This window comes from Flexivirga sp. B27 (assembly GCF_052905685.1).
Genome location: NZ_JBPYUM010000006.1, coordinates 73,082 through 98,096, shown reverse-complemented (window position 1 = coordinate 98,096; position 25,015 = coordinate 73,082). Strand labels below are relative to the sequence as shown.

Genomic DNA, 25,015 nt, shown 5'->3' with positions numbered 1-25,015 from the left:
TCGATACGGCTCGGCTAGCGCCTCGCCTACTCGACCAGCTTGCGCGCGCCTCGCCTACTCGACCAGCTTGCGCGCGCCCCGCCTACTCGACCAGCTTGTGCGCGCCTCGCCTATTCGACCAGGTTGGGTGCCTCGACCGGGGTGACGTCGGGGCGCTTGGCTGCCCGGTTGTCGCCGGAGCTCTCGTGCTTGAGACGCCGCTCAACCCACGGGGCGAGATGCGTGCGCGCCCACGCAGCGTGCCCTTGCGCAGCTTCCAGCCGGGTGAGGGATGGCGCCGGAGGTAGCGGAACCGCCCAATCCCGTTGTCCCTCACGCAGACCCAGCGTCCACGCTGCCTGCTCCGCAACGCGTTGGTGGCCGAGAGTCGACAGGTGCAACCGGTCCGGTCCCCACATGCGCACGTCGCGCAGCGAACGCAACGTCCACGTGTCGAGGACGAACGCACCCTGCCGTTGGGCGATGCCCCACACGTTCAGACTGTGTATGGCGACCCGCCGACCCACCACCTTCAGGAACGGCGCCCAAGTCGGGTCGCAGCTCGTGGCCATCAGGACGTCGGCACCGGTGGCCCGGATGCGGGCGACCGCCGACTCGAGCTCGTCGGCCAACGTGTCGAGGTCCGCATGCGGGCGCAGGCAGTCGTTGCCACCGGCGACGATGCTCACCAGGTCGGGCTCGAGCTCGAGCGCAGCGTCGGTCTGCCGATCCGTCACATCAGTGAGCAGCTTGCCGCGGATTGCCAGGTTCGCGTAGCCGAACGGTAAGTCGGCAGAAGCGTTTTCGGCGGCCAGCGCAGCTGCGAGTCGGTCGGCCCACCCGACATACGCATCGGGTTCGGTGGGCGACTCGTCGACCATGCCCTCGGTGAACGAGTCGCCGATGGCGACGTAGCGCTGCCAGCGGCGCGGCTGCGGACTCACGGGAGACTCCAATCGATCGGCTCGGCCCCTTGCTCGGTGAGCAGGGTGTTCGCCTGGCTGAACGGTCGCGAGCCGAAGAAGCCGCGATAGGCCGACAGCGGTGAGGGGTGCGCGCTGGTGACGTATGGCACGGAGCCGAGGTGCTTGCTGAGTGCGCGTGCCTTCCCGCCCCAGAGGATCGCGACCAGCGGTCCGCCGCGCTGCACCAGCCCGCTGATCGCTGCTGCCGTCACGTGCTCCCAGCCGATGTCGTGGTGACTGTCGCTGTCACCGGGCCGGACCGTGAGCACTCTGTTCAGGAGCAGCACACCTTGGCCGACCCACGGCGACAAGTCACCGTTGCTCGGCGGCGGGCAGCCGATGTCGTTCGTCAGCTCCTGGTAGATGTTGCGCAGGCTCGCAGGGACCGGTCGGTCGGGCGACACCGAGAACGACAAACCGACGGCGTCACCCGGCGTGGGATAGGGGTCCTGACCGACGATGAGCACTCGCACGTCGTCCAGCGGCAGCTCGAACGCGCGCAACACCTTGTCCCCGTCGGGGAGGTAGCCGCGCCCGGCGGCGAGCTCCGCACGAAGGAACTCACCGCACGCAGCCACCTTGTCGGCGACGGGTTCCAGCACCGGCAGCCACGACTCGTGGACGAGTTCATCGAGGGGTCGCACCGTCATACCGACAACCTAACGAGGCGGGTGGCAGCGGCGGCGGTGGGGGAGACGTAGCTCGTCGCCGCTCCCTACACTCGGCGGGTGCACCGTTTCACCGAAGACACCGCAGACCTGGGCCGCGCGATCCTGAGGTATGCCGCCGAGCGGCTCTCCCTCGACCCCGTGCCGCTGGACAACACCAGGACCGTCGAGGAGCTGGATGCCGTTGCGGGCGGGGCGATTTCGCCGGACGGCATCGGCGGACAGGCTGCATTGAAACTCTTCGAGGACGAGCTTGCGCTGGCCTGTCTGTCGATCGACCACCCGCGCTACTTGTCGTTCATCCCGTGCGCGCCCACCCGTGAGGCCGCGATGTTCGACCTCGTCGTCGGTGCGTCGTCGATCTACGCCGGCTCGTGGCTGGAGGGTGCGGGCGCGGTGTATGCCGAGAACCAGGCGCTGCGCTGGATCGCCGATCTCGCCGGGCTGCCGGAGGGTGCGGGCGGTGGCTTCGTGCAGGGCGGCACGATCGGCAACCTGTCTGCGCTGGTCGCGGCACGGGTGACCGCGCGGGCGAACGCAGCTCGCAGCCGGGACGACGCCCGGCCGTTCCGCGTGGCCGCGACCGCCGGGTCGCACTCCTCGATCGCCTCGGCCTGTGAGGTGATGGACGCCGAGCTCGTGCCGGTGCCCGCCGACGACACGCTGCGGCTGACCGGTGACGCGCTGCGGGAAGCCTTGCTGCGTGAGGGACCCGAGACGTTCTTCGCAGTGGTCGCCACGGCCGGCACGACCAACCTGGGTGTCATCGACGACCTGGAGTCGGTGGCTGCGGTGTGCCAGGAGTTCGGCATCTGGTTCCACGTCGACGGTGCGTATGGCGGGGCCGGTCTCGCTGCGCCCAGTGTCCGCAAGCGCTACAAGGGTGTTGAGCTGTGCGACTCCTTCATCGTCGACCCGCACAAGTGGCTCTTCGCGCCGTTCGACTGCTGCGCCCTGCTCTACCGTGACCCGGCGCTCGCGCGAGCGGCGCACACGCAGCACGCGTCATACCTCGACGTGCTCAACGAAGCGCCCGACTGGAATCCCACCGATTACTCGGTCGGGCTGACCCGCCGTGCCCGCGGCCTGCCGTTCTGGTTCTCGCTGGTCGCCAACGGCACCGACGCCTACACCGAGGCGATCGAGCGCACCCTGGACGTCGCGCGGTTCGCCGCTCGGCAGATCAACGAGCGCCCCGAGTTCGAGTTGGTGCGGGAGCCGGACCTGTCGGTCGTGGCGTTCCGCCGGGTCGGTTGGGACGCGCAGGACTATCAGGAGTGGTCGGACGGGTTGCTGCAGCGGCAGGAGGCGTTCGTGGTGCCGAGTGCTCATGACGGCGAGACGATCGCGCGATTCGCGATCGTCAACCCCAACACCACCGAGAACGACATCGTCGCGATCCTGGATTCGATGGTCTGACCGGGTCCGCAGCGCTCAGCCGTCACATGAGTCACATCTGTCACGACATGCCGACAGCGGTGCTTGCCGGAATGACATCGATGTGATTCTGCGCCTATCATCGGTGGCGGACACCCGCTCACGAGATGAAGGGACTATCGCATGAGCGCCGCGGAGCAGCAGATCATGCCGTCGGACAACTCCGAACTCAGTGAGCGTGATGCCGCGATCCTGTCGTTCGAGCGCAACTGGTGGAAGCTCCAGGGTGCCAAGGAGCAGGCGATCCGCGAGACCTTCAACATGAGCTCCACGCGTTATTACCAGGTGCTCAATGCCGTCATCGACACGCCTGCCGCGCTGAAGTACGACCCGATGCTGGTCAAGCGGCTGCAGCGGCTGCGCGCCGGCCGGATGCGGCAGCGCACCGCCCGTCGGCTGGGCTTCGAGCTCGACTAGTTTCTGGCTTCGGCCTGACGACGCAGCTCACGGCGGGCCAGCGAGTTCTTGTGCACCTCGTCCGGGCCGTCGGCGAAACGCAGCGTGCGGATGCCGGCGAACGCCTTCGCGAGCGGGAAATCCTGCGAGAGGCCGCCTGCGCCATACACCTGGATGGCCTTGTCCAGGATCCACTGCACGGTGTCCGGGGTCGCGATCTTGATCGCCTGGATCTCGGTGTGCGCGCCTTTGTTGCCGACGGTGTCCATCAGCCAGGCGGTCTTCAGCACCAGCAGTCGCAGCTGCTCCACGCGCACCCGTGACTCGGCGATCCAATCGCGTATGACGCCCTGCTCCGACAGCGGTCTGCCGAAGGGGGTCCGGGAGTCGGCGCGTGCGCACATCAGCTCGATCGCCTTCTCCGCCAGGCCGATCGACCGCATGCAGTGGTGGATGCGGCCCGGCCCGAGGCGGGCCTGCGCGATCGCGAACCCGAGGCCCTCACCGGCGATCAGGTTGCTGGCCGGCACCCGCACGTCGTGGAACGCCAGCTCCGCGTGGCCGCCGTGGTCGTGGTCGTCATACCCGAAGACCTCCATGCCGCGGACGATCTCCAGCCCGGGGGTGTCCCGCGGGACGAGGATCTGTGACTGCTGGCGGTGACGCTCGGCGGTCGGGTCGGTCTTGCCCATCACGATGAAGATCTTGGCGTCGGGGTTCATCGCGCCGGTGATCCACCACTTCCGCCCGTTGATGAAGTATTCGTCGCCGTCGCGGACGATCGAGGTGCCGATGTTGGTCGCGTCCGACGACGCGACGTCCGGCTCGGTCATTGCGAAGGATGAGCGAATCTCCCCGCGTAGCAACGGTTTCAGCCACCGCTCCTGCTGCTCCGGGCTGCCGAATTCGTTCAGCACCTCCATGTTGCCGGTGTCGGGCGCGGCGCAGTTGAAGACGGCCGGCGCGAGGAACGACCGACCGGTGATCTCGGCGACCGGGGCGTATTGCAGGTTGGTCAGCCCGGCGCCGTTGTCGCCGGGGAGGAAGAGGTTCCACAGCCCGGCCGACTTCGCCTTGTCCTGCAGCTCGGTCAGGATCGGCCGCGAGCTCCACGCCCACCGGTCGTCGGCGGCGGCGAGTTGCTCCTCGAAGACCGGCTCAGCGGGGGTGATCTCGGTGTCGAGGAATTCACGCACTCGCGCGCGCAGATCCTCGGTCTTCGCGTCGAACTCGAAATCCATTGCAGTTATTCGCCTTTCGAAGCGTTGTGATAGTCGCGTATGACGGCAAGGCCCGCCGCGAGCAGCGGCTCCGTCGACTTGCCGATGTCTTCGAAGCCGGCACCGACGGTCTGGCCGTGCTGGTGCCGGAAGTAGATGCCCTCCAGGATCGCGGCGAGCTTGTAGTAGGCGAGTGCTTCGTGGAAGGCCAGGTGGCTGACGTCCCGACCGGATCGCTCGCTGTAACGCTGCACGATCTCGTCACGCGTCGGGTGACCGTCCGCGTGCGAGACCGTCGAGACCGAGCCCGGCGCGACGTCGGCGAGTGCCTGATAGACGAGCATCAGCGCGACGTCGGCCAGCGGATCGCCCAATGTCGCCATTTCCCAGTCGAGTACGGCGCTCACCCGGTCGTGCTCGTCGATGAGCGTGTTGTCCATCCGGAAGTCGCCGTGCACGATCGTCGCTTCGCTCGACTCGGGTATGGCGGAGGCGAGTCGCTGGTGCAGCTCCTCCTCGCCGGCGAGGTCACGCGACCGGGAGCCCTCCATCTGGCGGCGCCAGCGATGCACCTGTCGCTCGAGGTAGCCCTCCGGCCTGCCGAAGTCCGCCAGGCCGACAGCATCCGGTTGCACAGCATGTAGGTCGACGAGCGTGTCGGTGACCGCATCAGCGATCCGTCGAACACGTTCCATGCCAAGGGGGTTCAGCTCTCTGGCGGTGCGGTAAGGCGTGCCGGCGACGCGCTCCATCACGTAGAAGGGCGCCCCCATCACGTCGACATCGGTGCATGCGGCATACATCTCCGGGACGGGCACCGGAGTGTCGGCGAGCGCATCCATCACCCGGTGCTCGCGAGTCATGTCGTGTGCCGTCGCCAGCACGTGCCCCAGCGGTGGCCGCCGCACGACGACCTCGCGGGCCCCGTCCGACACGATGTAGGTCAGGTTGGACTTGCCTCCGACGATCAGCTCCGCGGTGAGCGGACCGTCGAGCAACCCGGGCGAAGCATCGGCCAAAAAGTGTTGCAGCGCTTGCAGATCCAGCCCGGGCAGATCTGCCATCAGATGCCACCACCGAGCAGCACGCCGCCGTCGACGGTCAGCGTCTGACCGGTCATCCAGCCGGCGTCCTCGGACAACAGGAACGCCACGACGCTGCCGATGTCGTCGGGCACTCCGAGGCGTTTCAGGGCGTATGTCGAAGCGACCTTCTCCTCGCGCCCTTCATAGAGCGCCTTGGCGAAGTCGGTCTTCACGATCGCCGGAGCGACCGCGTTGACGCGGGTGTCCGGGCCGAGCTCCCATGCCAACTCCTCGGTCAGATGGATCAGTGCCGCCTTGCTGACGCCATACATCCCGATGCCGGGGGCGGGCCGCAAGCCGGCGATCGACGCGAGGTTGACGACGGCGCCACCGTGCTCGTGCTGCCATGCGGAGTGGATCGCCTTGACCCACGACAGACTGGCAATCACGTTGACTTCCATGATCTTTCGCGCGGCGCCGGTGTCAATGTCCATCAACGGCCCGTAGGCCGGGTTGATACCGGTGTTGTTGACCAGGAAGTCGGCACTGCCGAACGCATCGATGGCTTTGGCCACGGTCTCCTGCTGATGCTCGGTGTCGTCCGCGTGGCCGGCGACATACGTCGCGTGCTCGCCGAGCCGACCTGCGGCAGACGCGAGGGCTTCCTGCTTGCGTGCGGTGATCACGACGTTGGCGCCCTCGTCGACGAGGCGCTGTGCGATGGCCAGTCCGATGCCGCGGCTGGAGCCCGTGACGATCGCTGTCTTTCCGGTGAGGCCGTTCATCTGCTGGTGACTCCTCGGTGTCGGCGGTATGCGGCCCACACTAAGCGCTTGCTTAGTGATTCGTCACGTATTGGGTCCAACCGAGCAGCGGCTCGAAGCCGGCCATCACTCGGGGCGGGACTGGTGGTGCTCGAAGTAGGCACGCACGGCCGGCTCGAGCTCCGGCACATGCACTGGCCGGCTGCCCGACCGGATCGACTCGGCGCCGGCAATGCCCGCAGCGACGGCATCACGGGCCGACAGCGGTGACGTGTCGGTCGGGGTCCCGTTGCGCACGAATCCGACGAACTCGCCGACGGTCAGCACGTCCGCGTCGCCATGGCCGTTGGCGTCACCGACGATCGGATATTGCACGTGGCCCTTCTCGCAGAAGCCGGAGCGCTTGTTCCACACGCGCACCTCGCCGCCCTCGCCGTCACCGAAATTCTCCAGTCGTCCTTCGGTGCCGATAACGGTGTAGTTGCGCCAGTAGTCGGGCGTGAAATGGCACTGCTGGTAGCTGACGAATGCGCCGGAGTCGAGCCGCGCCAGCATCATCGAGATGTCCTCGACATCGACGACCGGGTTGAGCTCGGTCTGCGTCAGCGGCGGCCAGTTGTCGCGGGAGAACCAGTCGCGCATCCGCCGGTCACTGTTGTCCCGGCGGTCGGTGATCCCGCCATACACCATCAGATCGCCCATGCCGGTGACCTCGCGGCTGGCCGATCCAGCGAGCCACTGCATGACGTCGAGATCGTGAGCACCCTTCTGCAGCAACAGACTTCCGCTGCGGGATCGGTCGGCGTGCCAGTCCTTGAAATAGAAGTCGCCGCCGGTCCCGACGAAGTGCCGGCACCAGATCGCCTTGACCTCGCCGATCTCACCGCGATCGATGATCTCCTTCATCAGCCGCACGACGTGCATGTGTCGCATGTTGTGGCCGACATACAGCTTGGTGCCGGTGCGGTGCGCGCTCGCCAGGACTCGGTCGCAGTCCTCGGTCGTGATCGCCAGTGGCTTCTCCAGGTAGACGGGCACAGCCGCCTCGAGCAGCTGTATGGCGATCGCGGCGTGCGTGTCGTCCGGGCTCGTCACGATCGCGCAGTCCAGCTCGGGGAAGTCGCGCAACAACGTGGTGACGTCCGGGAGCAGCGGGATGCCGCCGAAGAGGTCAGCGGTGGCGCTCGCGGTCCGCGGGTCGGGGTCGACCGCGGCCACGACCTCGCCGCCGAACTCACGAACGTTGTTGGCCAGGTGTGCGCGGGCGCCGACGCCGATGACGGCGGTGGCAAAAGAAGTGGAAGTCATCGACACCATCCAACCCGACCGCATGCTGAGCGAGTGCCGGGGAGCNAACGTTGTTGGCCAGGTGTGCGCGGGCGCCGACGCCGATGACGGCGGTGGCAAAAGAAGTGGAAGTCATCGACACCATCCAACCCGACCGCATGCTGAGCGAGTGCCGGGGAGCGGGCGGGGTCCCCGCGAAGTATTCGGAGGAGCGGAGCGGAGGAGAAACTTTGTGGGGTGCCGGAGCGGAGGAGGTGTATCGAGATCGACGGACATGTCGGCGCTCCGCTATACACATCGCGCGGTGGAGCGCGCGATGTGTAGAGCCGGAAGCGACGCAATCCGGGCTGCTTCGGGAGGGACTGGCTTCGCCGAGTGACGGTTCTCTCGCCCGCCGACGGTGAGATTTCACCGTCGCTCGGCGAGGAAGCCGTCACTGGCGGAAATCGGGGAACGACGGGTTGCGCGGATCCGTTTGCACTCTCCTTGCGAGAGTGCCAATAATGGGCCTTAGCACTCTCCCAGTTAGAGTGATAGTTCGGATGTATGGCGAGGGCCGGACCTCGCGGGACTCAGACAGCCCCGGCAGGACCCGGCTCGTCCGTCGCGGGCGCCATACGACTGACTCCGCAACAACACGTGAGGATTGGACTGCACATGGCCAAGACCATTGCATTCGACGAGGAGGCCCGGCGCGGGCTCGAGCGGGGCATGAACACCCTCGCCGACGCCGTCAAGGTCACCCTCGGCCCCAAGGGCCGCAATGTCGTGCTGGAGAAGAAGTGGGGCGCGCCCACGATCACCAACGACGGTGTGAGCATCGCCAAGGAGATCGAGCTCGACGAGCCCTACGAGAAGATCGGCGCCGAGCTCGTCAAGGAAGTCGCCAAGAAGACCGACGACGTGGCCGGTGACGGCACCACCACGGCGACCGTGCTCGCACAGGCGATGGTGAAGGAAGGCCTGCGCAACGTTGCCGCGGGCGCCAACCCGATGGCCCTCAAGCGCGGCATCGAGGCCGCCGTGGCCGCCGTGTCCGAGGAGCTGACCAAGGCGTCCAAGGAGATCGACACCAAGGAGCAGATCGCCGCGGTTGCCGCGATCTCCGCCGGTGGCGACGCATCGGTCGGTGAGCTCATCGCCGAGTCGATGGACAAGGTCGGCAAGGAAGGCGTCATCACGGTCGAGGAGAGCAACACCTTCGGCCTGGAGCTCGAGCTCACCGAGGGCATGCGCTTCGACAAGGGTTACATCTCCGGCTACTTCGTGACCGACACCGAGCGGATGGAGACGGTCCTGGAGGACCCCTACGTCCTGATCGTCAACTCGAAGATCTCGAACATCAAGGACCTGCTCCCGCTGCTGGAGAAGGTCATGCAGTCGGGCAAGCCGCTCGCGATCATCGCGGAAGACGTTGAGGGAGAGGCACTTTCGACCCTCATCGTCAACAAGATCCGTGGCACCTTCAAGTCCGTTGCGCTGAAGGCTCCGGGCTTCGGTGACCGTCGCAAGGCCATGCTCGGCGACATCGCGATCCTGACCGGTGGTCAAGTCATCTCCGAGGAGGTGGGCCTCAAGCTCGAGACCGCGGAGCTGGACCTGCTCGGCACCGCGCGCAAGGTCGTCGTCACCAAGGACGAGACCACCATCGTCGAGGGTGCGGGCGACGCCGACCAGATCGCCGGTCGCGTCAGCCAGATCCGTGCCGAGATCGACAACTCGGACTCCGACTACGACCGCGAGAAGCTGCAGGAGCGCCTGGCCAAGCTGGCCGGCGGTGTTGCGGTCATCAAGGTCGGCGCGGCCACCGAGGTCGAGCTGAAGGAGCGCAAGCACCGCATCGAGGACGCCGTTCGCGCGGCCAAGGCCTCGGTCGAGGAGGGCATCGTCGCCGGTGGTGGCGTTGCGCTGCTGCAGGCCGGCAAGGGTGCCTTCGCCTCCCTCAAGCTCGAGGGTGACGAGGCAACCGGTGCGAGCATCGTCGAGGTTGCAGCCGGTGCACCGCTGAAGCAGATCGCTGCCAACGCGGGCCTGGAGCCGGGCGTCGTCGCCGCCAAGGTGGCCACGCTGCCCACCGGTGAAGGCCTCAACGCCGCGACCGGTGAGTATGTCGACATGCTCGAAGCCGGCATCCCGGACCCGACCAAGGTGACGCGGTCGGCGCTGCAGAACGCCGGCTCCATCGCCGCGCTGTTCCTCACCACCGAGGCCGTCATCGCCGACCTGCCGGAGAAGGCGCCGGCCGAGCCGGCCGACCCGACCGGTGGCATGGGCGGTATGGGATTCTGAGCCACTCGGCGAAGGAACCTCGGAGGTCCTAGCGACTTCCGACCGACACGGCCGCTCACCCTTTCCAGGGTGGGCGGTCGTTTCGTATGTCGCACAACCTCGTATGTCGCACGACGAACCGATGCTCCGGATCCCGGCTCAGGGTCGCCCCCATCTTCACTACTCGCTGGTAACATCGGCCGAAATCCACGCATGAAGGGCGGCACACCCGTGGCATTCGACCGACTGCTCGCACCCATCGAAATAGATGGGGTTCCCCTGGCCAACCGGGTTGTGATGGGCTCGATGCACACCGGATTCGAGGATCGCAGCAAGGACTTCGGCAGGCTCGCGGCATACCTCGCAGAGCGCGCGAAGGGTGGCACCGGGCTGATCGTCACGGGTGGTTTCGCGCCCAACATCGAAGGCTGGCTGCTGCCGGCCGGCTCGTTGATGATGTCGAAGCGTGCGGCCGGGAAGCATCGTCAGGTGACCGATGCCGTGCATGCCGAGGACGGCCGAATCCTGTTGCAGATCCTGCACTCCGGACGCTACGGCTACCACCCGCTGATCCGCTCCGCCAGCGGCAAGAAGTCACCCATCACGCCGTTCAAACCGCGCGCCTTGTCGACCAAGGGTGTCGAGCGCACCGCCGACTCCTTCGTCCGGGCGGCACGGCTCGCCAAGCTCGCGGGCTATGACGGCGTGGAGATCATGGGATCCGAGGGCTACCTGATCAATCAGTTCCTCGCTGCGCACACCAACGACCGCACCGACGCCTGGGGCGGCACTGCGGAGAAGCGGATGCGCTTCCCGGTCGAGATCGTCCGCCGCGTCCGTGAGGCCGTGGGCGCGAATTTCATTGTCAATTACCGCATTTCGCTGCTCGACCTGGTCGAGGACGGCCAGACCTGGGACGAGGTCGTCACTCTCGCCGGCAAGCTGCAGGACGCGGGTGCGTCGATGTTCGGCACCGGCATCGGCTGGCACGAGGCGCGAGTGCCCACGATCGTCACCTCGGTCCCGCGCGCTGCATTCGCCAGTTGGACGGCACGGCTGAAGAAGGCGGTCGACATACCCGTCATCGCCTCCAACCGGATCAACACACCCGAGGTCGCCGAAGACATCCTGGAGCACGAGCAGGCCGACCTGGTGCAGATGGCCCGTCCGCTGCTCGCGGACCCCGACTTCGTGCGCAAGGCCCGCGAGGACCGCGCCGACGAGATCAACACCTGCATCGCCTGCAACCAGGCGTGCCTGGACCACACCTTCGCCAACAAGAAGGCCAGCTGCCTGGTCAACCCGCGCGCCGGCCGCGAGAAGTCACTCGTGCTGCTGCCGGTGCCGACGCAGCGGCAGCGACGCATCGCCGTCGTCGGTGCCGGTCCCGCCGGGCTCGCTGCCGCGGTCTCGAGTGCCGAACGCGGGCACCAGGTCACGCTTTTCGAGCGTGACCAGCAGATCGGCGGGCAATTCCGGCTGGCGATGCGGATCCCCGGCAAGGAGGAGTTCGCCGAGACGCTGCGTTACTACCAGCGACGGCTCGAAGTGCTCGGCGTCGACGTGCGTCTGGGCACTGTCGTCTCCGAAGAGCAGTTGAGCGGATTCGACGACGTCGTCGTCGCCACCGGAGTGAGGCCACGAGTGCCGCAGATCAAGGGCATCGACCACCCCAGTGTCGTCATGTATGACGCGCTGCTGCGCGGCGAGGTCGAGGCCGGTCGTCGCGTTGCGGTCATCGGCGCCGGCGGCATCGGGTATGACGTCAGCGAGTTCCTGCTCGAGGACCAACACAAGAAGCTGCCGGACTGGCAGGCCCAGTGGGGCGTGACCGACGACCCGACGGTGCCGGGCGGACTGACCGACAAGCAACCGGCCGACCCCCGCCGGCAGGTCTATCTGCTGCAGCGCAAGCCGGCGCCACTCGGGAAGGGCCTGGGCAAGACCACCGGCTGGGTGCATCGTGCCGCGCTGAAGCAGGCAAAGGTGGAGCTGATCGGCAGTGCGTCATACGACCGGATCGACGACGCCGGGCTGCACATCACGGTGCGGCACAAGGACGCCGAGCCCGAGTCGCGCGTGCTCGAGGTCGACACGGTCGTGATCTGCGCCGGCCAGGAGTCGGTGCGCGACCTCGTCAAGGAAACTGACGCTGCCCGCCACGTCATTGGCGGCGCCGATCTGGCCGCCGAACTCGACGCCAAGCGGGCCATCGCGCAGGCGACCGAACTCGCGGCGAGCGTCTGATCGCGACCGAATAGCTGCATGGCCTGACCCACTGAACGACGTGACCGGCCGCGCAACCGCCCTCGGGGTGAGGCAGTTGCGCGGCCGGAAGTCGCGCGTCAGGCGCCGACGCTGAAGGCCTTGACCACGTCGGTCTCGACCTGGGCGTAGGCGGTGCTGGCGCTGCCGACGGTGTTGCCGATGTCGCCCAGCGCGGTGCGGACCTTGGACTGCGCCTTGCCCCACTCGTGGTGCAGCGAGGCGTATTGGTTGGCACCCTGTCCCTTCCAGGTCGCCTGCAGCGTCGCGAGCTTGGCGTTCATCAGCTGCATCAAGTGATCGATCTCTTCGCCGATCTGGCCGATGTCCAGGCTGTGCTTGCTGAGGTCAGCGGCGTTGACGGCGTAGCCATCGGTAGGTGTGTGCATGTCTGCCTCCCACGTAGAAGTCGTCCACCCGGTGCGGACGTGATGGGCATGACGCTAGGCAATCGGGCGCCGAGCCCGCAGAAGTTATCCACAGCCGCGCACTCTGTTCGCCGAGTGACGGTCCGCCCGTCGAGTGACGGTGAGATTGCGCCGTCACTCGCCGAGGGAGCCGTCACTCGCCAAAGGGGCCGGCCCCGGGGCAGGGGGAGGTTGGGGCAGCGCTCAGGCGGGGGCGCGCAGTTGGTCCGGCAGCGGCCGGGCGTGTATGACGCGCAGGGACGACACTGCCCGGGTCAGCACGACGTAGAGCCGGCGCAGACCGGTGCGCAGGTCGGGCTCGGCGTCGGCGATGTCGCTGGGCTCCAGGACGACGACGTGGTCGAACTCCAGCCCCTTGGCGACCGTGGCAGGGACCAGCTGGACGCGGTGGTCCTCCTCGTCGACCGTCTCATCTCCGAGGCGGCCATGCTCGATCCCGTTGTCCTGCAACGCTTTCGAGACGGCTGAGACGTCAGCGTCCGGCACGATCACACCCACCGACCCGAGGTCGGCCAGCGCGGCGCGCACCGCATCGACGGTCGTCGGCAGCCGGTCGGCCGAGCTGGTCGCCGTCAGCGACAGGTCTCCGGAGTTGTGCCGCACGCTGACCGGTGCCCCGAGACCGGGCGCCATGCTGGGCAGCAACCGCGCGGCGAAGTCGATCACCGCTGCGGGCACCCGGAATCCGCGGTCGAGCACCTCCAGGTGATGCGCCGGCTTGCCGAGATGACCCATCGCCGCGTCCCAGCTGTCGGTCGCCCACGGGGTGGTGCCCTGCGCGATGTCACCCAGGACGGTGACCGACCCGGTCGAACACCGCCGCCCGACCGCGCGCAGCTGCATGGGGGACAGGTCCTGCGCCTCATCCAGCACCACGTGCCCGAGGCTCGGAGTGCGGTGCAGCAAGTCGTGCAATTCGTCCAGCAGGGTGAGGTCGGCAACCGACCACTTCGCGCTGCCCTTGCTGCGAGCCGGCTTGTCCCACAACAGGATTCGTTGCTCATCGGAACTCAGGTCGTCCTCGGCCGCAGCCGCCAACTGTTCAGGGTCCGACCAGAGGTCGAAGAGCACCTGTGCCGGGTCGACGGCCGGCCAGAGCGTGGCGGCATACTTCTTCACCGGCCCGCTGCGTGCCACCGACTCCTGCACCCTGTCGTCGGGCGAGTCACCGGCGCGCTCCATGCGCAACAGCACGGCGTGCGCGAGCCGCCGGGGGAGCATGTCCCGGGCGGCGTCGAACCGCACGCCGCGCGTGCGGAGTTCGTCGACGATCTCCTGGACCTCGTATGCCGGGATCCGCCACTTGCGCGATCCGCGCGGCACGACCAACGCCTCGTCCGGCCGTCGGACGCGTGACCACAGTGCCCGACGAAGGACCTTCGCCATACGCGGATCGCCTTTGATCACAGCGACTTCGGTGCTGTCGACCGAGCGCAGCCGAGCGTGATTGACCAGGTCGGCTGCCGTCGAGTGCTCCACCCGGATCTCACCGAGCGCGGGCAGCACCGCGCTGATGTGGTCCAGGAACGCGCGGTTGGGCCCGACCACCAGCACGCCGGATCGCTCCAGCCGGTCGCGGTGGGTGTAGAGCAGCCAGGCGGCGCGGTGCAGCCCGACCGCGGTCTTGCCGGTGCCCGGCGCACCCTGCACACAGACCGACACATCGATGCCGGAGCGCACGATGACGTCCTGTTCCGGCTGGATGGTCGCCACGATGTCGCGCATCGGTCCCGTGCGCGGCCGTTCGATCTCCTGGGAGAGAATCTCGCTCGACCCGGTGGATTCAGTTGTGTCCAGGAGGTTTTCGTCCTCGATGGCGGAGATCTGACCGTGGTCGATGCCGAACCTGCGGCGTCGCTGCACGCCCATCGGCTCGGTCCGCGACGCCTGGTAGAAGGCTGTCGAGACCGGCGCCCGCCAGTCCAGCACCATCGGGTCGCCGTCGGCATTGCTCACGTGACGGCGCCCGATATACCTCACGCCAGTCCCGGACTGCGGCTTGTCAGCAAGATCGAGACGCCCGAAGAAGAGCGTGGTGTGCGGGTCGTCCTGCAACGAGGCGACCCGACGGGCGAGCGTCACGGCGAGTTCGTATGCCGAGTCGCCGTCGCTGGCGCGAGTGGGGTCGAGGGATTCGGCGCGTTCGCGCATCCGAGCCAGATCGGCGCGTGCTGCCGCCAGGTAGGCACGTTCGAGTTCGAGTTCGACGTCGGGGGTGGCTGAGGACCGGGTGTTTTCGGGCATGCCAGGCTGTTGCCTCTTTCGGCCGGTGGAGGAGTAGGGGGAAGAGGCAGTCTAGCCGTGCTGGCGGAGACGCCGCCCGCCATTTTTCGTGCGCCCCGGAGCTCCGCCTGTCGCCGAGCGATGCCGGGCCGACGCCGGAACGCCGTCGGAGCGGTGCCGAGTGACGGTGAGATCGTCGAGTGACGGTGAGATTTCGGGGTCACTCGGCGAGGGAGCCGTCACTGGCGACATGAGAGAGGGGCGCCTCCCAGATGGGAGGCGCCCCTCGCGTGATCCGGCCCCGTCACAAGCCGGATCCACCCCGTCAGGACCTACCGGGCAGCGGAGGAAGGGAGAGTCGCCCGGGGTCCTTGGTCACGGTCTTCCTATGACGATGCCTCGCCCAGGGTCACCGTGACGTCTTGCTGCTTCCCACCGCGCACGATGGTCAGCGTGATCTTGTCCCCGACGTTGTGCGCACGCACGTAGCCGATGAGCGAGTCGGACGGGGGCGACCCGATCTGCTTGCCGTTGACCTTGGTCACCATGTCGCCTTCCTTCAGGCCGGCCTTGTCGCCCGGGGAACCGGAGTTGACCTTGACGATCTTGGCCGCCTGCACCGTCGCGTCGCCGAGCTTGACCGTCCCGGCGACCCGGGCGACCTGCACGCCGATCTGCGGGTGACGGACCTTGCCGTCCTTCATCAACTGCGAGGTGATGTTCTTGACGACGGACACAGGGATAGCAAACCCGATCCCGATGTTCCCCGACTGGGAGGAACCTGAGGATTGCCCGAGAGTCGCGATGGAGGAGTTGACTCCGATGAGCTTGCCGGAGCCGCTCACCAGTGCTCCACCGGAGTTGCCCGGGTTGATCGCGGCGCTGGTCTGGATCGCGTTGGTCGTCGAGCTGTTGTCCTCGCTCTGATCCGACCCGCCGAACGGGTTGTCGTCGCCGCCCTGGCTCTGCTGCCGGGTGGTGATCGGCCGGTTGAGGGCGCTCACGATGCCGGTGGTGGCGGTGCCGGCCAGCCCGAGTGGGTTGCCGACCGCCATGACCGGTTGCCCGACGACCAGCTTGCTGTCATCGCCCATCTCGATCGGGGTCAGGTCGTCCGGCGGGTTCTCCAGCTTGATGACCGCCAGGTCCGTGCTGGAGTCCTTGCCGACCACCTTCGCCTTGTAGGTCTGGTTGTTGCTCAGCGTCACCGTGACCGTGGCATCGGATCCGGCACCGCTCACGACGTGGTTGTTGGTGACGATGTTGCCGTCCTTGTCGAGGACGACCCCGGACCCCTGGTCGCCCGAGTTACCGGAGCGGACCGTGATCGCAACGACGCTCGGCGAGACCTTGCTGGCCGTCGCGGACCAGTCCACCGTGCCCGCGTTGGCGAAGTCGGCCGGGTCGGCCTTCACGACCGTCTTGTTCGTCGTGCCGCCGCCCGACGCGTCGTCCTTGGTCAGCGCCCACGTGCCGCCGCTGGCCAGTGCTGCGGCCAGGATCGCCACGACCGGGATCGCCAGCCAGCGCTTGCTGCGCTTCGGGCCGCCGTTCGTGTTTCCATTGCCGTTGCCGGGGTTGTAGGGGCCGCCGGGGAAGGAACCCTGCTGGCCGCCGGCGTATGACGGTGCCGCGTAGGGCCCCTGCGCCGCAGGCGCAGCGGCATACGCGGGCTGCTGGTGACCCTGCTGTTGTGCATGTGGTCCGGGCTGCTGCGTCGGCTGCGGAGCTTGCTGACCGCCGTAAGGCGCGCCGAAGGGTGACTGCTGACCCGGCTGCGGTGCCTGCTGTCCGGGGTGGGGCTGCGGCGCTTCTGGCCGGTGCGCCGGCAGGTGCGCGGTCTGGTCGCCGGTGGTGTAGATGCGGCCGGTGGCGTCTGCGCTGCTGGAGCTGCTCCCGGGCCTGCTTCCGGCGCCGTCGCCGGAGGTGCTCGCGGTGTTGCCCCGATCGTCATCAGCAGGATGCTGCTCGAACGACATCTTTGATAACCCCTTGTGGTCGATGCTCCGCCGGTCGGTGGCTTTCACTGATTGCTAGTCAACGTCGCGCTGCTGTTCCGGCGCTTCGTCGAACCTGTGTGCCTCCTGTGGCTCCCTCTCCGGTGGCGGTGCGGTGGTCTGACTGACGGTGTCCTCTGTGAGGTCCTCCGGGAGCGAGGGTATTTTCGCGACGAAGGTGGCCCCACCACCGGGGGTGTCCCGAACTTCGACCGTACCCTTGTGCGCCTCGACGAGCGCGGTGACGATCGCCAGCCCGAGACCACTGCCGCCGCGCTCGCTGTTGCGCGAGGCATCGGTGCGGTAGAAGCGCTCGAAGATGCGGTCCCGCAGTGCGGCCGGGACTCCGGCGCCGTGGTCGATCACCTGCAGCTGTGCGAAGCCGTCGATCGTGCCGACCGCGACCTCGATGGGTGAACCGGCGGGGGTGTAGCGGATCGCGTTGGCCATCAGATTGGCCAGCACCTGGCGCAGCGCGGCGTCACCGCCGAGCACCATCGTGGGTCGCACCGGGCCGTCCAGGCCGTGCAGCCGCACGATCCGGTCGTGATCGATCGCTGTCGCGTCCTGCACCGCGTCGGCGGCCAGCACGGTCAGGTCGACGGGGGAGAGCGGCCGCTCCGGCTCGGTGTCGTCCTTGTGGCGCCGCTCGAGGCGGGTCAGCAGCAGCAGGTCGTCGACCATCACCGCCATCCGGGTCGCCTCGTCCTCGATGCGGCGCATCGCCGAGCGCACGTCCTCGGTCTCCGAGACAGCCCCTTGGCGATAGAGCTCGGCATACCCGCGGACGGTGGCCAGCGGAGTCCGCAACTCGTGTGACGCGTCGGCGACGAACTGCCGCATGCGGTCCTCGGACGCACGGCGCACCGCGAAGGAGTCCTCGATGCGGGCCAGCATGACGTTCAGCGACTTGCTCAGGCTGCCGACCTCGTCCTGCGCTTCGGGGGTGGGCACGCGCTGCGTCAGGTCGCCGCGGGCGATGCTGCGGGCGGTGTCTTCGATCTCGCGCAGAGGTCGCAGCGCGCGGCGTACGGCGAACCAGCCCAGCCCCGCACACGCCAGCAACGCGAGCAGGCCGACCAGCACGATGACCAGCTCGAGGTGGACGATGACCTCGTCGGTGTGGTCCATCGACACGGCGACGGCGTAGACATAGGTCTCCCCGTCGCTGCGGACCGTGCCCGCCACGACGTGCCACCTGGTGTCGCCGTCCTTGGAGCCGACACTGAAGACGTGCCCGCTTCGCACCCGCGGGTCGGAGCTGGTCAGCTTCGGGATCGCCGGCAGCGGACCGCCGGTCGAGGAGTTGCCCGGGTCCGTCGTCAGGCTGGTGAGCCGACCGTCCGCCGTGCGCAACTCGATCGCGTAGGTGTTGGTCGGCACGTAGGCGAAGGCTTGCTTCTCGCTGCTGCTGTTCTTGACCGCTCCGTCGACCAGATGCGCACTCGCAGCACGCAATTCGGCATCCTGGCGGCCCGTCATGAAGCTGCGGACCTGGGTCGTCACGGTCAGTCCGGTGGCCAGCAACGCGACCGCGAGCAGGGCCATCAGCAGCACGCTCAGGCGCAACCGGAGTGGCATGGCCGACAACTCGCGTCGGACACGGTGGCGCACGGTCCTGCGGGGTGCGGTCACTCGCGCGGGGGACGGAGCACGTAGCCGACGCCACGCTTGGTGTGGATCAGTGCCGGCACGTCGCCGACGTCGATCTTGCGGCGCAGATAGGAGATGTAGCTCTCGACGATGCCGGCCTCGCCGCGGAAGTCGTAGTCCCAGACGTGGTCCAGGATCTGCGCCTTCGACAGCACCCGGCCCTGATTGAGCATCAGGTAGCGCAGCAACTTGAACTCGGTCGGGGAGACCTCGATCACCTGCCCGGCACGGCGGACCTCGTGGGAGTCCTCGTCCAGCTCGAGGTCGGCGACCTGCACCATCGACCGGGCGTCGTTCTCGGCGCGGGTGCGGCGCAGCACCGCGCGGATCCGGGCGACAACCTCCTCCAGGCTGAACGGCTTGGTGACGTAGTCGTCCCCGCCGACCGTCAGACCCTTGACCTTGTCCTCGACCGCGTCGCGGGCGGTCAGGAAGACGATGGGGAGCTCGACGCCGTTGGCGCGCAGCTTGCGAGTGACCGTGAAACCGTCCATGTCCGGCAACATGACGTCCAGCACCGTGAGGTCGAGGGCGTGCTGACCGGCGAGCGTGATCGCCTCGTTGCCGGTCGCCGCGGTGTGCACCTCGAATCCGGCGTATTTGAGGCTGGTTGCAAGCAATTCGCGGATGTTCGTTTCGTCCTCGACCACCAGGAGGCGGGCTTCGGGAGAGCTCATGGCAGACACTGTGAACCCCTTTGCTGGGAATCGTCTGACCGTCCCATGATATCGCCCGGCGCCCCAGCTGGGCGGCCGACGGCGTTGTGACGGGGCGGTGGCACGCCGACGAGATTTTGTTAGCTCGACTAATGAGCTAAACTAACTAAGCGTGACTCCAGCCGAACGCAGACGACTTGCCGTCGACCTCCGGTCGGTCTGCATGCGCATCAGTCGCCGAGTCCGCTTCTCTGGCGCTGACCGAAGTGTCCTGCCGCCGCACCAGGTCTCGGTGCTCGGCAAGCTCGAGAAGCAGATCCGCACTCCACGCGAACTCGCCGAGATCGAGTGCGTCAGTGCGCCATCGATGACCCGCACGGTCAACGCACTGGTGGAGCACGGCTACGTACGACGCGACGCCGACCCCGACGACGGTCGCCAGGTGCACCTGCAACTCACCCCGGAAGGGCGCAAGACGCTCACCGCTATACGCCGCTCGCGCGATGAATGGGTCTACTCCCGCATGAACGACCTCACCGAGGAGGAGTGCGCTGTGCTGCGCGAGGCAGCCGACATCCTCGATCGTGTGGTGACTGCTCGATGAGCGGGGAGCCCGCATGAAGAGTCGGACCTTCGCGTCCCTGTCCGTCTACAACTACCGCGTCTACTTCGCCGGGGCGCTGGTCTCCAACATCGGCACCTGGATGGGCCGGACCGCCCAGGACTGGCTCGTCCTGACCCAGCTGACCGACAACGACTCCACCGCCCTCGGCATCGTCACGGCCCTGCAGTTCGCGCCGGTCGTGCTCCTCGCCCCGTGGGCGGGCGCGCTCACCGACCGCTTCCCGAAGCGACGCGTGCTCTTCGGCACCCAGAGCACCCTGGCCATCACAGCGGCACTGCTCGCCGGCCTGGTGTTGCTCGACGTCGTCCAGCTGTGGCAGGTCTACCTGCTGGCTGCGCTGCAAGGTGTGGCCACAGCCCTGGACAACCCGAGCAGGCAGGCGTTCGTCTCCGAGATGGTCGGGCCCGACCTGCTGTCCAATGCCGTCGGCCTCAACTCCACGTCGTTCAACTCCGCCCGGCTGATCGGCCCTGGCATCGCCGGCCTGTGCATCGGCCTGATCGGCACCGGCCAGACACTGGTCTTCAACACGTTCTCGTTCATCGCGGTGCTGATCGCGCTCAAGGCGATGCATCCGGCCGACCTGATGCCGTCTCCGCAGGTGCGCGGCAAGGGCAAGGTCCGCGAGGGTCTGGCCTACGTCAGGCACCGCCCGGACATCATGCTGATCATGTTCATGGTCTTCATGATCGGCACCTTCGGGATGAACTTCCAGATCACCATCGCGCTGATGGCGACGGCGGTCTTTCACCAGGGCGCGGCCGAATACGGGCTGCTGGGCTCGATCATGGCGATCGGCTCGCTGGTCGGGGCGTTGATGGCCGCGCGGCGGCAGCGGCCACGACTGCGCATCGTGCTCGGCGCGATGATCGGCTTCACCGTGACCTCGGCGCTCGCGGCGCTGGCGCCGACCTATCTGCTCTTCGCCGTATTTCTGGTCCCGACCGGGCTGTTCGCGATCACCACCCTCAACACGGCCAACGCGACCGTGCAGCTGAGCGTGACGCCGGTGATGAGGGGGCGGGTCATGGCGCTCTACATGGCGATCTTCATGGGCGGCACCCCAGTCGGCGCACCGGTCATCGGCTGGATCGGCTCGGCGTGGGGGCCGCGGTGGACCATCCTGGTCGGCAGCATCGCGACGGCCGTTACGGTGGGTGTCGTCATGACCTATCTGATGCGCGGTAAGGACCTGCGGGTCCGCCTCGAAGGACGCCCGATCCCGCACCTGGAGGTGCGCCAACGCGACGGCGTCGACCTCCCGGGAGAGCGGGTCGCATGATGTCGCCCCGGTCCCAGCGCCTCGTGGTGGTCATCGCGCTGGTCGCACTGGTCGGAGTCGCCGTGCTGGGCGCCGTCCTCTAGTCCGTCGTTCGGTCGGTCAGCCGACCTGCTGAGCTCGCAGCTGTCGTCGTAGGCCGTCCAACTGCTCGATGATGATGCGCCGCAACGCCGTCGGAGCCTGCGGGTGCGACTCGAGCCACTGATCCGCAGCCGTCACGACCGGATTGGCGTCGCCCTCGCCGGTGCCCTCGGTGACGGACGTCCGCGGGAAGAGTGCGGTCACCAGGCGCGCCGCCATCGTCATCGTCTTGCGGTCCCACCACTGCTCGAGCTGCTCGAAGTAGGCCGTCCGGAACTCCCGGATGAGCTCGACGTCGCTGCCGGCGAATCCGGCCAGCAGCGCCCGCTGCCCATCGTTGGTGAGACTGTCGTCGGTGGTCAGCTCGCGCCATACGCGCCGCTTGTGATCGGCTGACGGGAGCGAAGCGAGTGCGCGATCGCGAGCGATCGCGCCGCTCATCGTCGGGTCGGCCGCGTAGGCCTGCTGCAACTCCGCCTCGTCGACCGCTGCCTGCTCGGCGAGTGCCACCAGCAGGTCCCAGCGCAACGACGGAGTGAGCTCGAGCCCGTCGACGCCGCCCCTGAGCGTATGACGCACCGGGTCGACACCGTCCGGGGACAGACCGCCGCACGCGGCCAGGGAGTTGGCCCAGGCACGTTGCAGGTCCGAGCCTGGCTCCGCAGCGCGCAGGCCGTCGGCGATCACCGCGACGAGATTGCTTGCGGCAGTGGGGCGTTCGGCCGGCGCGAGGAAGTCGGTGATGGCGGCGTGCGACTGGGCGCAGACCATGGCCAGCAGGCCGGCGTCGGTCTCGGCCGGGGCATTGGCCGCCACCGCCCGCAGGTAGGTCGCTGCAGGCAGTCGCGCATCGCGGACGGCGTTCCACAGGGCCGACCACGCGACGGCACGGGTGAGCGTCGGTTGCAGCGCGGACAGCTTGCGGGTCAGCACCTCGGTGGTGGTGTCGTCCAGGTGCAGCACCGCGTAGGTCAGGTCGTCGTCGTTGGCGATGACCGCGTCGGCGCGGGTGCCCTCGGGCAGCGGGACGTCGACCGACGGACCGTCGACCAGGACGGGCACGGATGCCGTCCGCTCCAGGCCGTCGGCAGTCTCGGCGAAGACCGACACATGGACCTGGTGGCTGCGAGCAACCTGCTCGCCCGTCAGTCGATCCACCGAATCGTTTGTGATCGTGAGCTTTTCGCCATCACGCGCGACGCCGAGGGTGGACGGTCCGGTGGTGTGCAGCCAGGACGGCACCCAGTCGGACAGGTCGGCGGGGCTGCTCTCCCGGAGCGCGTCGATGAGGTCCAGCAACCCGGTCGCGGCAAACGCGTGTCGCTGGAAGTAGAGCTGCGCCGCGGCGAAGAACGAGTCGCGCCCGGCATACGCCATGAGCTGCTTGAGGACCGAGGCGCCTTTGGCGTAGGTGATGCCGTCGAAATTCAGTCGGGCCGCTTCGAGGTCGGGGATGTCGGCAACGATCGGGTGCGTCGTGGGCAGTTGGTCCTGCGTGTAGGCCCACTGCTTGCGCTTGAGCGCGAAAGTCACCCAGGAGCCGTCGAAGCCGGCCGCCTCGGTCGCCGCGAGATAACCCATCAGGTCGGCGAACGACTCCTTCAGCCAGGTGTCGTCCCACCAGCGTGGCGTCGCCAGGTCGCCGAACCACATGTGCGCCATCTCGTGCATGATCACCTCGGCGCGTGACTCCCGCTGCGCTCGGCTGGGGGTGCCCCGGAAGATGTAGCTGTTCTCGCTGAACGTCACCAGCCCCGGGTGCTCCATCGCACCGATGTTGTATTCGGGCAGGAAGATCTCGTCGTATTTGCCCCAGGGGTAAGGGAACTGGAAGACCTCGTCGAAGAACGTCAGGCCCTGCTTGGTGATTGTGAAGATCTCCTCGGCGTCGAGGTGCTCGGCCATCGACTTGCGGCAGATGACACCGAGCGGCACTTCCAGGGAGCTGCCGTCGGGGCGGTCGGCGCGCCATACGTCCGTGACCGCGTGGAACGGGCCGGCCGCGATCTCGGTCAGGTAGGTCGACACGGGCAACGTCGGTGCGAACGTCACGGTGTGCAGGCCGCCGTCGGCCTCGTCACTGACCGGTGACTGGTTGCTGAACACCGCGGAGGTGGTCGGCGCGGTGACCGAGAGGGTGAACCGGATCTTCAGGTCGGGCTGCTCGAAGCAGGCGAACGCACGACGGGCGTCCGTCGGCTCGAAATGCGTGTAGACGTAGGTGTTTCCGTCGGCCGGGTCGGTGAAGCGATGCAGCCCCTCGCCGGTGCGGCTGTAGCGGCACAGTGCTTCGACTACGACCTCGTTGGGTCCGTCCGTGCGCAGGCCGTCGAGCTGGAGACGTGCGCCGTCATACGAGTCGAAAGCCTGGGGTGCGCCGTTGACGGTCAGGGACCTGATCTCGTCCGCCACCACGTCCAGCCAGGTCGTGCTGCCGGTGCTGGAGAAGCGGACGGTCGAGCGTGACGCGAACGTCGTCGCGTCACTGTTGTTCACGTCGCTCAGGTCCAGGTCCACCCGGTGCGTGTCGACGGTGAGCTGACGGCCGCGTGCAGCGCAGTCGTCACGGGTGAGGTTCAGGTCCGCATTCGTCACGCCCGCCATGGTCGCTGATCGGGGGCGGCGCACCCGGACCGGGGGGTGTCCAATGTCTCACTCGCCGAGAGGGGTCGGGCTAGGAGTTTTCCACTATGTAGTCGATGCAGGCGGTCAACGCGGCGACGTCGTCGGGGTCGACCGCGGGATACATCCCGATGCGCAACTGGTTGCGGCCGAGCTTGCGGTAGGGCTCGGTGTCGACGATCCCGTTGGCGCGCAACGTCTTTGCGACCGCAGCCGCGTCGACGCCGTCGAAATCGATCGTGCCGACGACGGGGGAGCGGTCGGCCGGGTCCACCACGAAAGGCGTTGTGTATGACGTGCGCTCGGCCCAGTCGTAGAGAGTGCGGCTCGAAGCGGCGCTGCGCTCTGCCGCCCAGGCGAGGCCGCCCTCGGCGAGCAGCCACTCGACCTGCGATGCCATCAGGGAGAGCGTCGCGACGGACGGTGTGTTGTAGGTCTGCTCGAGACGCGAATTGTCAACGCACACCTGCAGATCCAGTGTTGCCGGAGTCCAGCGTTGCTCGCTGAGCTTCGCGATCCGCTCCAGAGCGGACGGCGACATGGCGGCGAACCACAGGCCGCCGTCGGACGCGAAGACCTTCTGCGGTGCGAAGTAGTAGGCGTCGGTCTCGGCCAGGTCGACCTCGATCGCGCCCGCGATCGACGTCGCGTCGACCAGCATCAGCTCGTCCCCTTGCCCGGGGACGCGGCGCACCGGGGTCACGACACCGGTCGAGGTCTCGTTGTGCGCCCACGCATAGGTGTCGACACCGCGGCTCGTCATCAGCTGCACTGACCGACCCGGCTCGACCTCCGCCACGATCGGGTCGGCGAGGAACGGTGCCTTGCGTGCGACGGTCGCGAACTTCGAGCTGAACTCGCCGCACACCGCGAAGGCGCCGCGGTCGTGGATCAGGCCGAAGGCGGCGGCGTCCCAGAACGCGTTGGTGCCACCCATGCCCAGGACGATCTCGTAACCGTCCGGTGCAGCGAAGAGCTCGGCGAGCCCGGTTCGGATCCGACGGACCAGGTCCTTGACCGGGGCCTGCCGGTGAGAGGTGCCGAGGACATTGCGGCCCTGCGCGAGGAGCGCGTTGAGTTGCTCGGGTCGCACCTTGCTGGGTCCGGAGCCGAACCGGCCGTCGGCGGGTTTCAGGGAATCAGGGAGGGTCAGCTGGTCGGTCACGCTTTCCAG

At 67.7% G+C, this 25,015-nt stretch carries 19 protein-coding genes; 6 read left to right on the top strand and 13 right to left on the bottom strand.

Annotated elements, in window-relative coordinates:
• Positions 1-110 precede the first annotated feature (110 nt).
• Positions 111-923, bottom strand: coding sequence for an SGNH/GDSL hydrolase family protein (locus tag ACSZL9_RS18530; protein ID WP_446667011.1), 813 nt, complete (start codon positions 921-923; stop codon positions 111-113).
• Entirely contained in the window at positions 920-1,594 is a 675-nt protein-coding gene (locus tag ACSZL9_RS18525; protein ID WP_446667010.1) for a uracil-DNA glycosylase, read from the bottom strand. Before ACSZL9_RS18525 ends, ACSZL9_RS18530 begins: the two co-directional genes overlap by 4 nt.
• A 78-nt stretch (positions 1,595-1,672) precedes the next feature.
• Between ACSZL9_RS18525 and ACSZL9_RS18520 the strand changes: the two genes are divergently transcribed.
• Together ACSZL9_RS18520 and ACSZL9_RS18515 are read left to right on the top strand one after the other, a co-directional pair.
• Entirely contained in the window at positions 1,673-3,031 is a 1,359-nt protein-coding gene (locus tag ACSZL9_RS18520; RefSeq protein WP_446667009.1) for a pyridoxal phosphate-dependent decarboxylase family protein, read from the top strand.
• A gap of 141 nt (positions 3,032-3,172) precedes the next feature.
• Positions 3,173-3,466 carry a DUF3263 domain-containing protein gene (locus ACSZL9_RS18515; protein WP_446667008.1) on the top strand — a complete coding sequence of 98 codons (294 nt, stop codon included), beginning with the start codon at positions 3,173-3,175 and terminating at the stop codon, positions 3,464-3,466.
• Here ACSZL9_RS18515 and ACSZL9_RS18510 read toward each other — a convergent pair.
• From ACSZL9_RS18510 to ACSZL9_RS18495, 4 genes are all read right to left on the bottom strand, one after another.
• Positions 3,463-4,686 carry an acyl-CoA dehydrogenase family protein gene (locus tag ACSZL9_RS18510; protein ID WP_446667007.1) on the bottom strand — a complete coding sequence of 408 codons (1,224 nt, stop codon included), beginning with the start codon at positions 4,684-4,686 and terminating at the stop codon, positions 3,463-3,465. The two genes, ACSZL9_RS18515 and ACSZL9_RS18510, sit on opposite strands and share 4 nt — an antisense overlap.
• 5 nt (positions 4,687-4,691) lie before the next feature.
• Positions 4,692-5,729, bottom strand: coding sequence for a phosphotransferase family protein (locus ACSZL9_RS18505; RefSeq protein ID WP_446667006.1), 1,038 nt, complete (start codon positions 5,727-5,729; stop codon positions 4,692-4,694).
• Positions 5,729-6,475 carry an SDR family oxidoreductase gene (locus tag ACSZL9_RS18500; protein WP_446667005.1) on the bottom strand — a complete coding sequence of 249 codons (747 nt, stop codon included), beginning with the start codon at positions 6,473-6,475 and terminating at the stop codon, positions 5,729-5,731. Before ACSZL9_RS18500 ends, ACSZL9_RS18505 begins: the two co-directional genes overlap by 1 nt.
• A 105-nt stretch (positions 6,476-6,580) precedes the next feature.
• On the bottom strand, positions 6,581-7,762 hold the full coding sequence (locus ACSZL9_RS18495; protein ID WP_446667004.1) for a Gfo/Idh/MocA family protein: 1,182 nt from the start codon (positions 7,760-7,762) through the stop codon (positions 6,581-6,583).
• A 636-nt stretch (positions 7,763-8,398) separates the two neighbouring features.
• Between ACSZL9_RS18495 and groL the strand changes: the two genes are divergently transcribed.
• Both groL and ACSZL9_RS18485 read left to right on the top strand, forming a co-directional pair.
• The gene (gene groL / locus ACSZL9_RS18490) at positions 8,399-10,030 is read left to right on the top strand and encodes a chaperonin GroEL (protein WP_446667003.1); all 1,632 of its coding nucleotides are present in this window, start codon (positions 8,399-8,401) and stop codon (positions 10,028-10,030) included.
• Between the two features lie 192 nt (positions 10,031-10,222).
• Positions 10,223-12,256 carry an NADPH-dependent 2,4-dienoyl-CoA reductase gene (locus ACSZL9_RS18485; RefSeq protein ID WP_446667002.1) on the top strand — a complete coding sequence of 678 codons (2,034 nt, stop codon included), beginning with the start codon at positions 10,223-10,225 and terminating at the stop codon, positions 12,254-12,256.
• Positions 12,257-12,354: 98 nt separating this feature from the next.
• Here ACSZL9_RS18485 and ACSZL9_RS18480 read toward each other — a convergent pair whose 3' ends face one another.
• The 5 genes from ACSZL9_RS18480 to ACSZL9_RS18460 all read right to left on the bottom strand — a co-directional run bounded on the left by ACSZL9_RS18480 (position 12,355) and on the right by ACSZL9_RS18460 (position 19,252).
• Positions 12,355-12,663 carry a WXG100 family type VII secretion target gene (locus ACSZL9_RS18480; protein ID WP_446667001.1) on the bottom strand — a complete coding sequence of 103 codons (309 nt, stop codon included), beginning with the start codon at positions 12,661-12,663 and terminating at the stop codon, positions 12,355-12,357.
• Positions 12,664-12,885: 222 nt separating this feature from the next.
• On the bottom strand, positions 12,886-14,946 hold the full coding sequence (locus ACSZL9_RS18475) for a HelD family protein (RefSeq protein ID WP_446667000.1): 2,061 nt from the start codon (positions 14,944-14,946) through the stop codon (positions 12,886-12,888).
• A 365-nt stretch (positions 14,947-15,311) separates the two neighbouring features.
• The gene (locus tag ACSZL9_RS18470; RefSeq protein ID WP_446666999.1) at positions 15,312-16,904 is read right to left on the bottom strand and encodes a S1C family serine protease; all 1,593 of its coding nucleotides are present in this window, start codon (positions 16,902-16,904) and stop codon (positions 15,312-15,314) included.
• A 54-nt stretch (positions 16,905-16,958) separates the two neighbouring features.
• Positions 16,959-18,503 carry a sensor histidine kinase gene (locus ACSZL9_RS18465; RefSeq protein ID WP_446666998.1) on the bottom strand — a complete coding sequence of 515 codons (1,545 nt, stop codon included), beginning with the start codon at positions 18,501-18,503 and terminating at the stop codon, positions 16,959-16,961.
• A 50-nt stretch (positions 18,504-18,553) separates the two neighbouring features.
• Positions 18,554-19,252: a response regulator transcription factor gene (locus ACSZL9_RS18460; protein WP_446666997.1), complete on the bottom strand. Its 699-nt coding sequence runs from the start codon at positions 19,250-19,252 to the stop codon at positions 18,554-18,556.
• A 151-nt stretch (positions 19,253-19,403) separates the two neighbouring features.
• Between ACSZL9_RS18460 and ACSZL9_RS18455 the strand changes: the two genes are divergently transcribed.
• A complete protein-coding gene (locus ACSZL9_RS18455) occupies positions 19,404-19,835 on the top strand; it encodes a MarR family winged helix-turn-helix transcriptional regulator (protein WP_446666996.1) in 432 nt (143 codons plus the stop codon).
• A 13-nt stretch (positions 19,836-19,848) separates the two neighbouring features.
• Entirely contained in the window at positions 19,849-21,138 is a 1,290-nt protein-coding gene (locus tag ACSZL9_RS18450; RefSeq protein WP_446666995.1) for an MFS transporter, read from the top strand.
• A 99-nt stretch (positions 21,139-21,237) separates the two neighbouring features.
• On the opposite strand, the gene pepN is transcribed toward ACSZL9_RS18450, so the two are convergent.
• Positions 21,238-23,814 (bottom strand): aminopeptidase N, encoded by a 2,577-nt coding sequence (pepN, locus tag ACSZL9_RS18445; protein ID WP_446666994.1) that lies wholly within the window; start codon positions 23,812-23,814, stop codon positions 21,238-21,240.
• 79 nt (positions 23,815-23,893) lie between these two features.
• Entirely contained in the window at positions 23,894-25,006 is a 1,113-nt protein-coding gene (gene serC / locus ACSZL9_RS18440) for a phosphoserine transaminase (RefSeq protein ID WP_446666993.1), read from the bottom strand.
• Between the last annotated feature and the right edge of the window lie 9 nt (positions 25,007-25,015).

What these genes read in the sequence shown, in the direction of transcription:
- ACSZL9_RS18525 (WP_446667010.1), bottom strand. Translation starts at nt 1,594, where the DNA reads ATGACGGTGCGACCCCTCGATGAACTCGTCCACGAGTCGTGGCTGCCG.
- ACSZL9_RS18515 (WP_446667008.1), top strand. Translation starts at nt 3,173, where the DNA reads ATGAGCGCCGCGGAGCAGCAGATCATGCCGTCGGACAACTCCGAACTC.
- ACSZL9_RS18510 (WP_446667007.1), bottom strand. Translation starts at nt 4,686, where the DNA reads ATGGATTTCGAGTTCGACGCGAAGACCGAGGATCTGCGCGCGCGAGTG.
- ACSZL9_RS18505 (WP_446667006.1), bottom strand. Translation starts at nt 5,729, where the DNA reads ATGGCAGATCTGCCCGGGCTGGATCTGCAAGCGCTGCAACACTTTTTG.
- ACSZL9_RS18500 (WP_446667005.1), bottom strand. Translation starts at nt 6,475, where the DNA reads ATGAACGGCCTCACCGGAAAGACAGCGATCGTCACGGGCTCCAGCCGC.
- ACSZL9_RS18495 (WP_446667004.1), bottom strand. Translation starts at nt 7,762, where the DNA reads ATGACTTCCACTTCTTTTGCCACCGCCGTCATCGGCGTCGGCGCCCGC.
- groL (WP_446667003.1), top strand. Translation starts at nt 8,399, where the DNA reads ATGGCCAAGACCATTGCATTCGACGAGGAGGCCCGGCGCGGGCTCGAG.
- ACSZL9_RS18485 (WP_446667002.1), top strand. Translation starts at nt 10,223, where the DNA reads ATGAAGGGCGGCACACCCGTGGCATTCGACCGACTGCTCGCACCCATC.
- ACSZL9_RS18480 (WP_446667001.1), bottom strand. Translation starts at nt 12,663, where the DNA reads ATGCACACACCTACCGATGGCTACGCCGTCAACGCCGCTGACCTCAGC.
- ACSZL9_RS18475 (WP_446667000.1), bottom strand. Translation starts at nt 14,946, where the DNA reads ATGCCCGAAAACACCCGGTCCTCAGCCACCCCCGACGTCGAACTCGAA.
- ACSZL9_RS18470 (WP_446666999.1), bottom strand. Translation starts at nt 16,904, where the DNA reads ATGTCGTTCGAGCAGCATCCTGCTGATGACGATCGGGGCAACACCGCG.
- ACSZL9_RS18465 (WP_446666998.1), bottom strand. Translation starts at nt 18,503, where the DNA reads ATGCCACTCCGGTTGCGCCTGAGCGTGCTGCTGATGGCCCTGCTCGCG.
- ACSZL9_RS18460 (WP_446666997.1), bottom strand. Translation starts at nt 19,252, where the DNA reads ATGAGCTCTCCCGAAGCCCGCCTCCTGGTGGTCGAGGACGAAACGAAC.
- ACSZL9_RS18450 (WP_446666995.1), top strand. Translation starts at nt 19,849, where the DNA reads ATGAAGAGTCGGACCTTCGCGTCCCTGTCCGTCTACAACTACCGCGTC.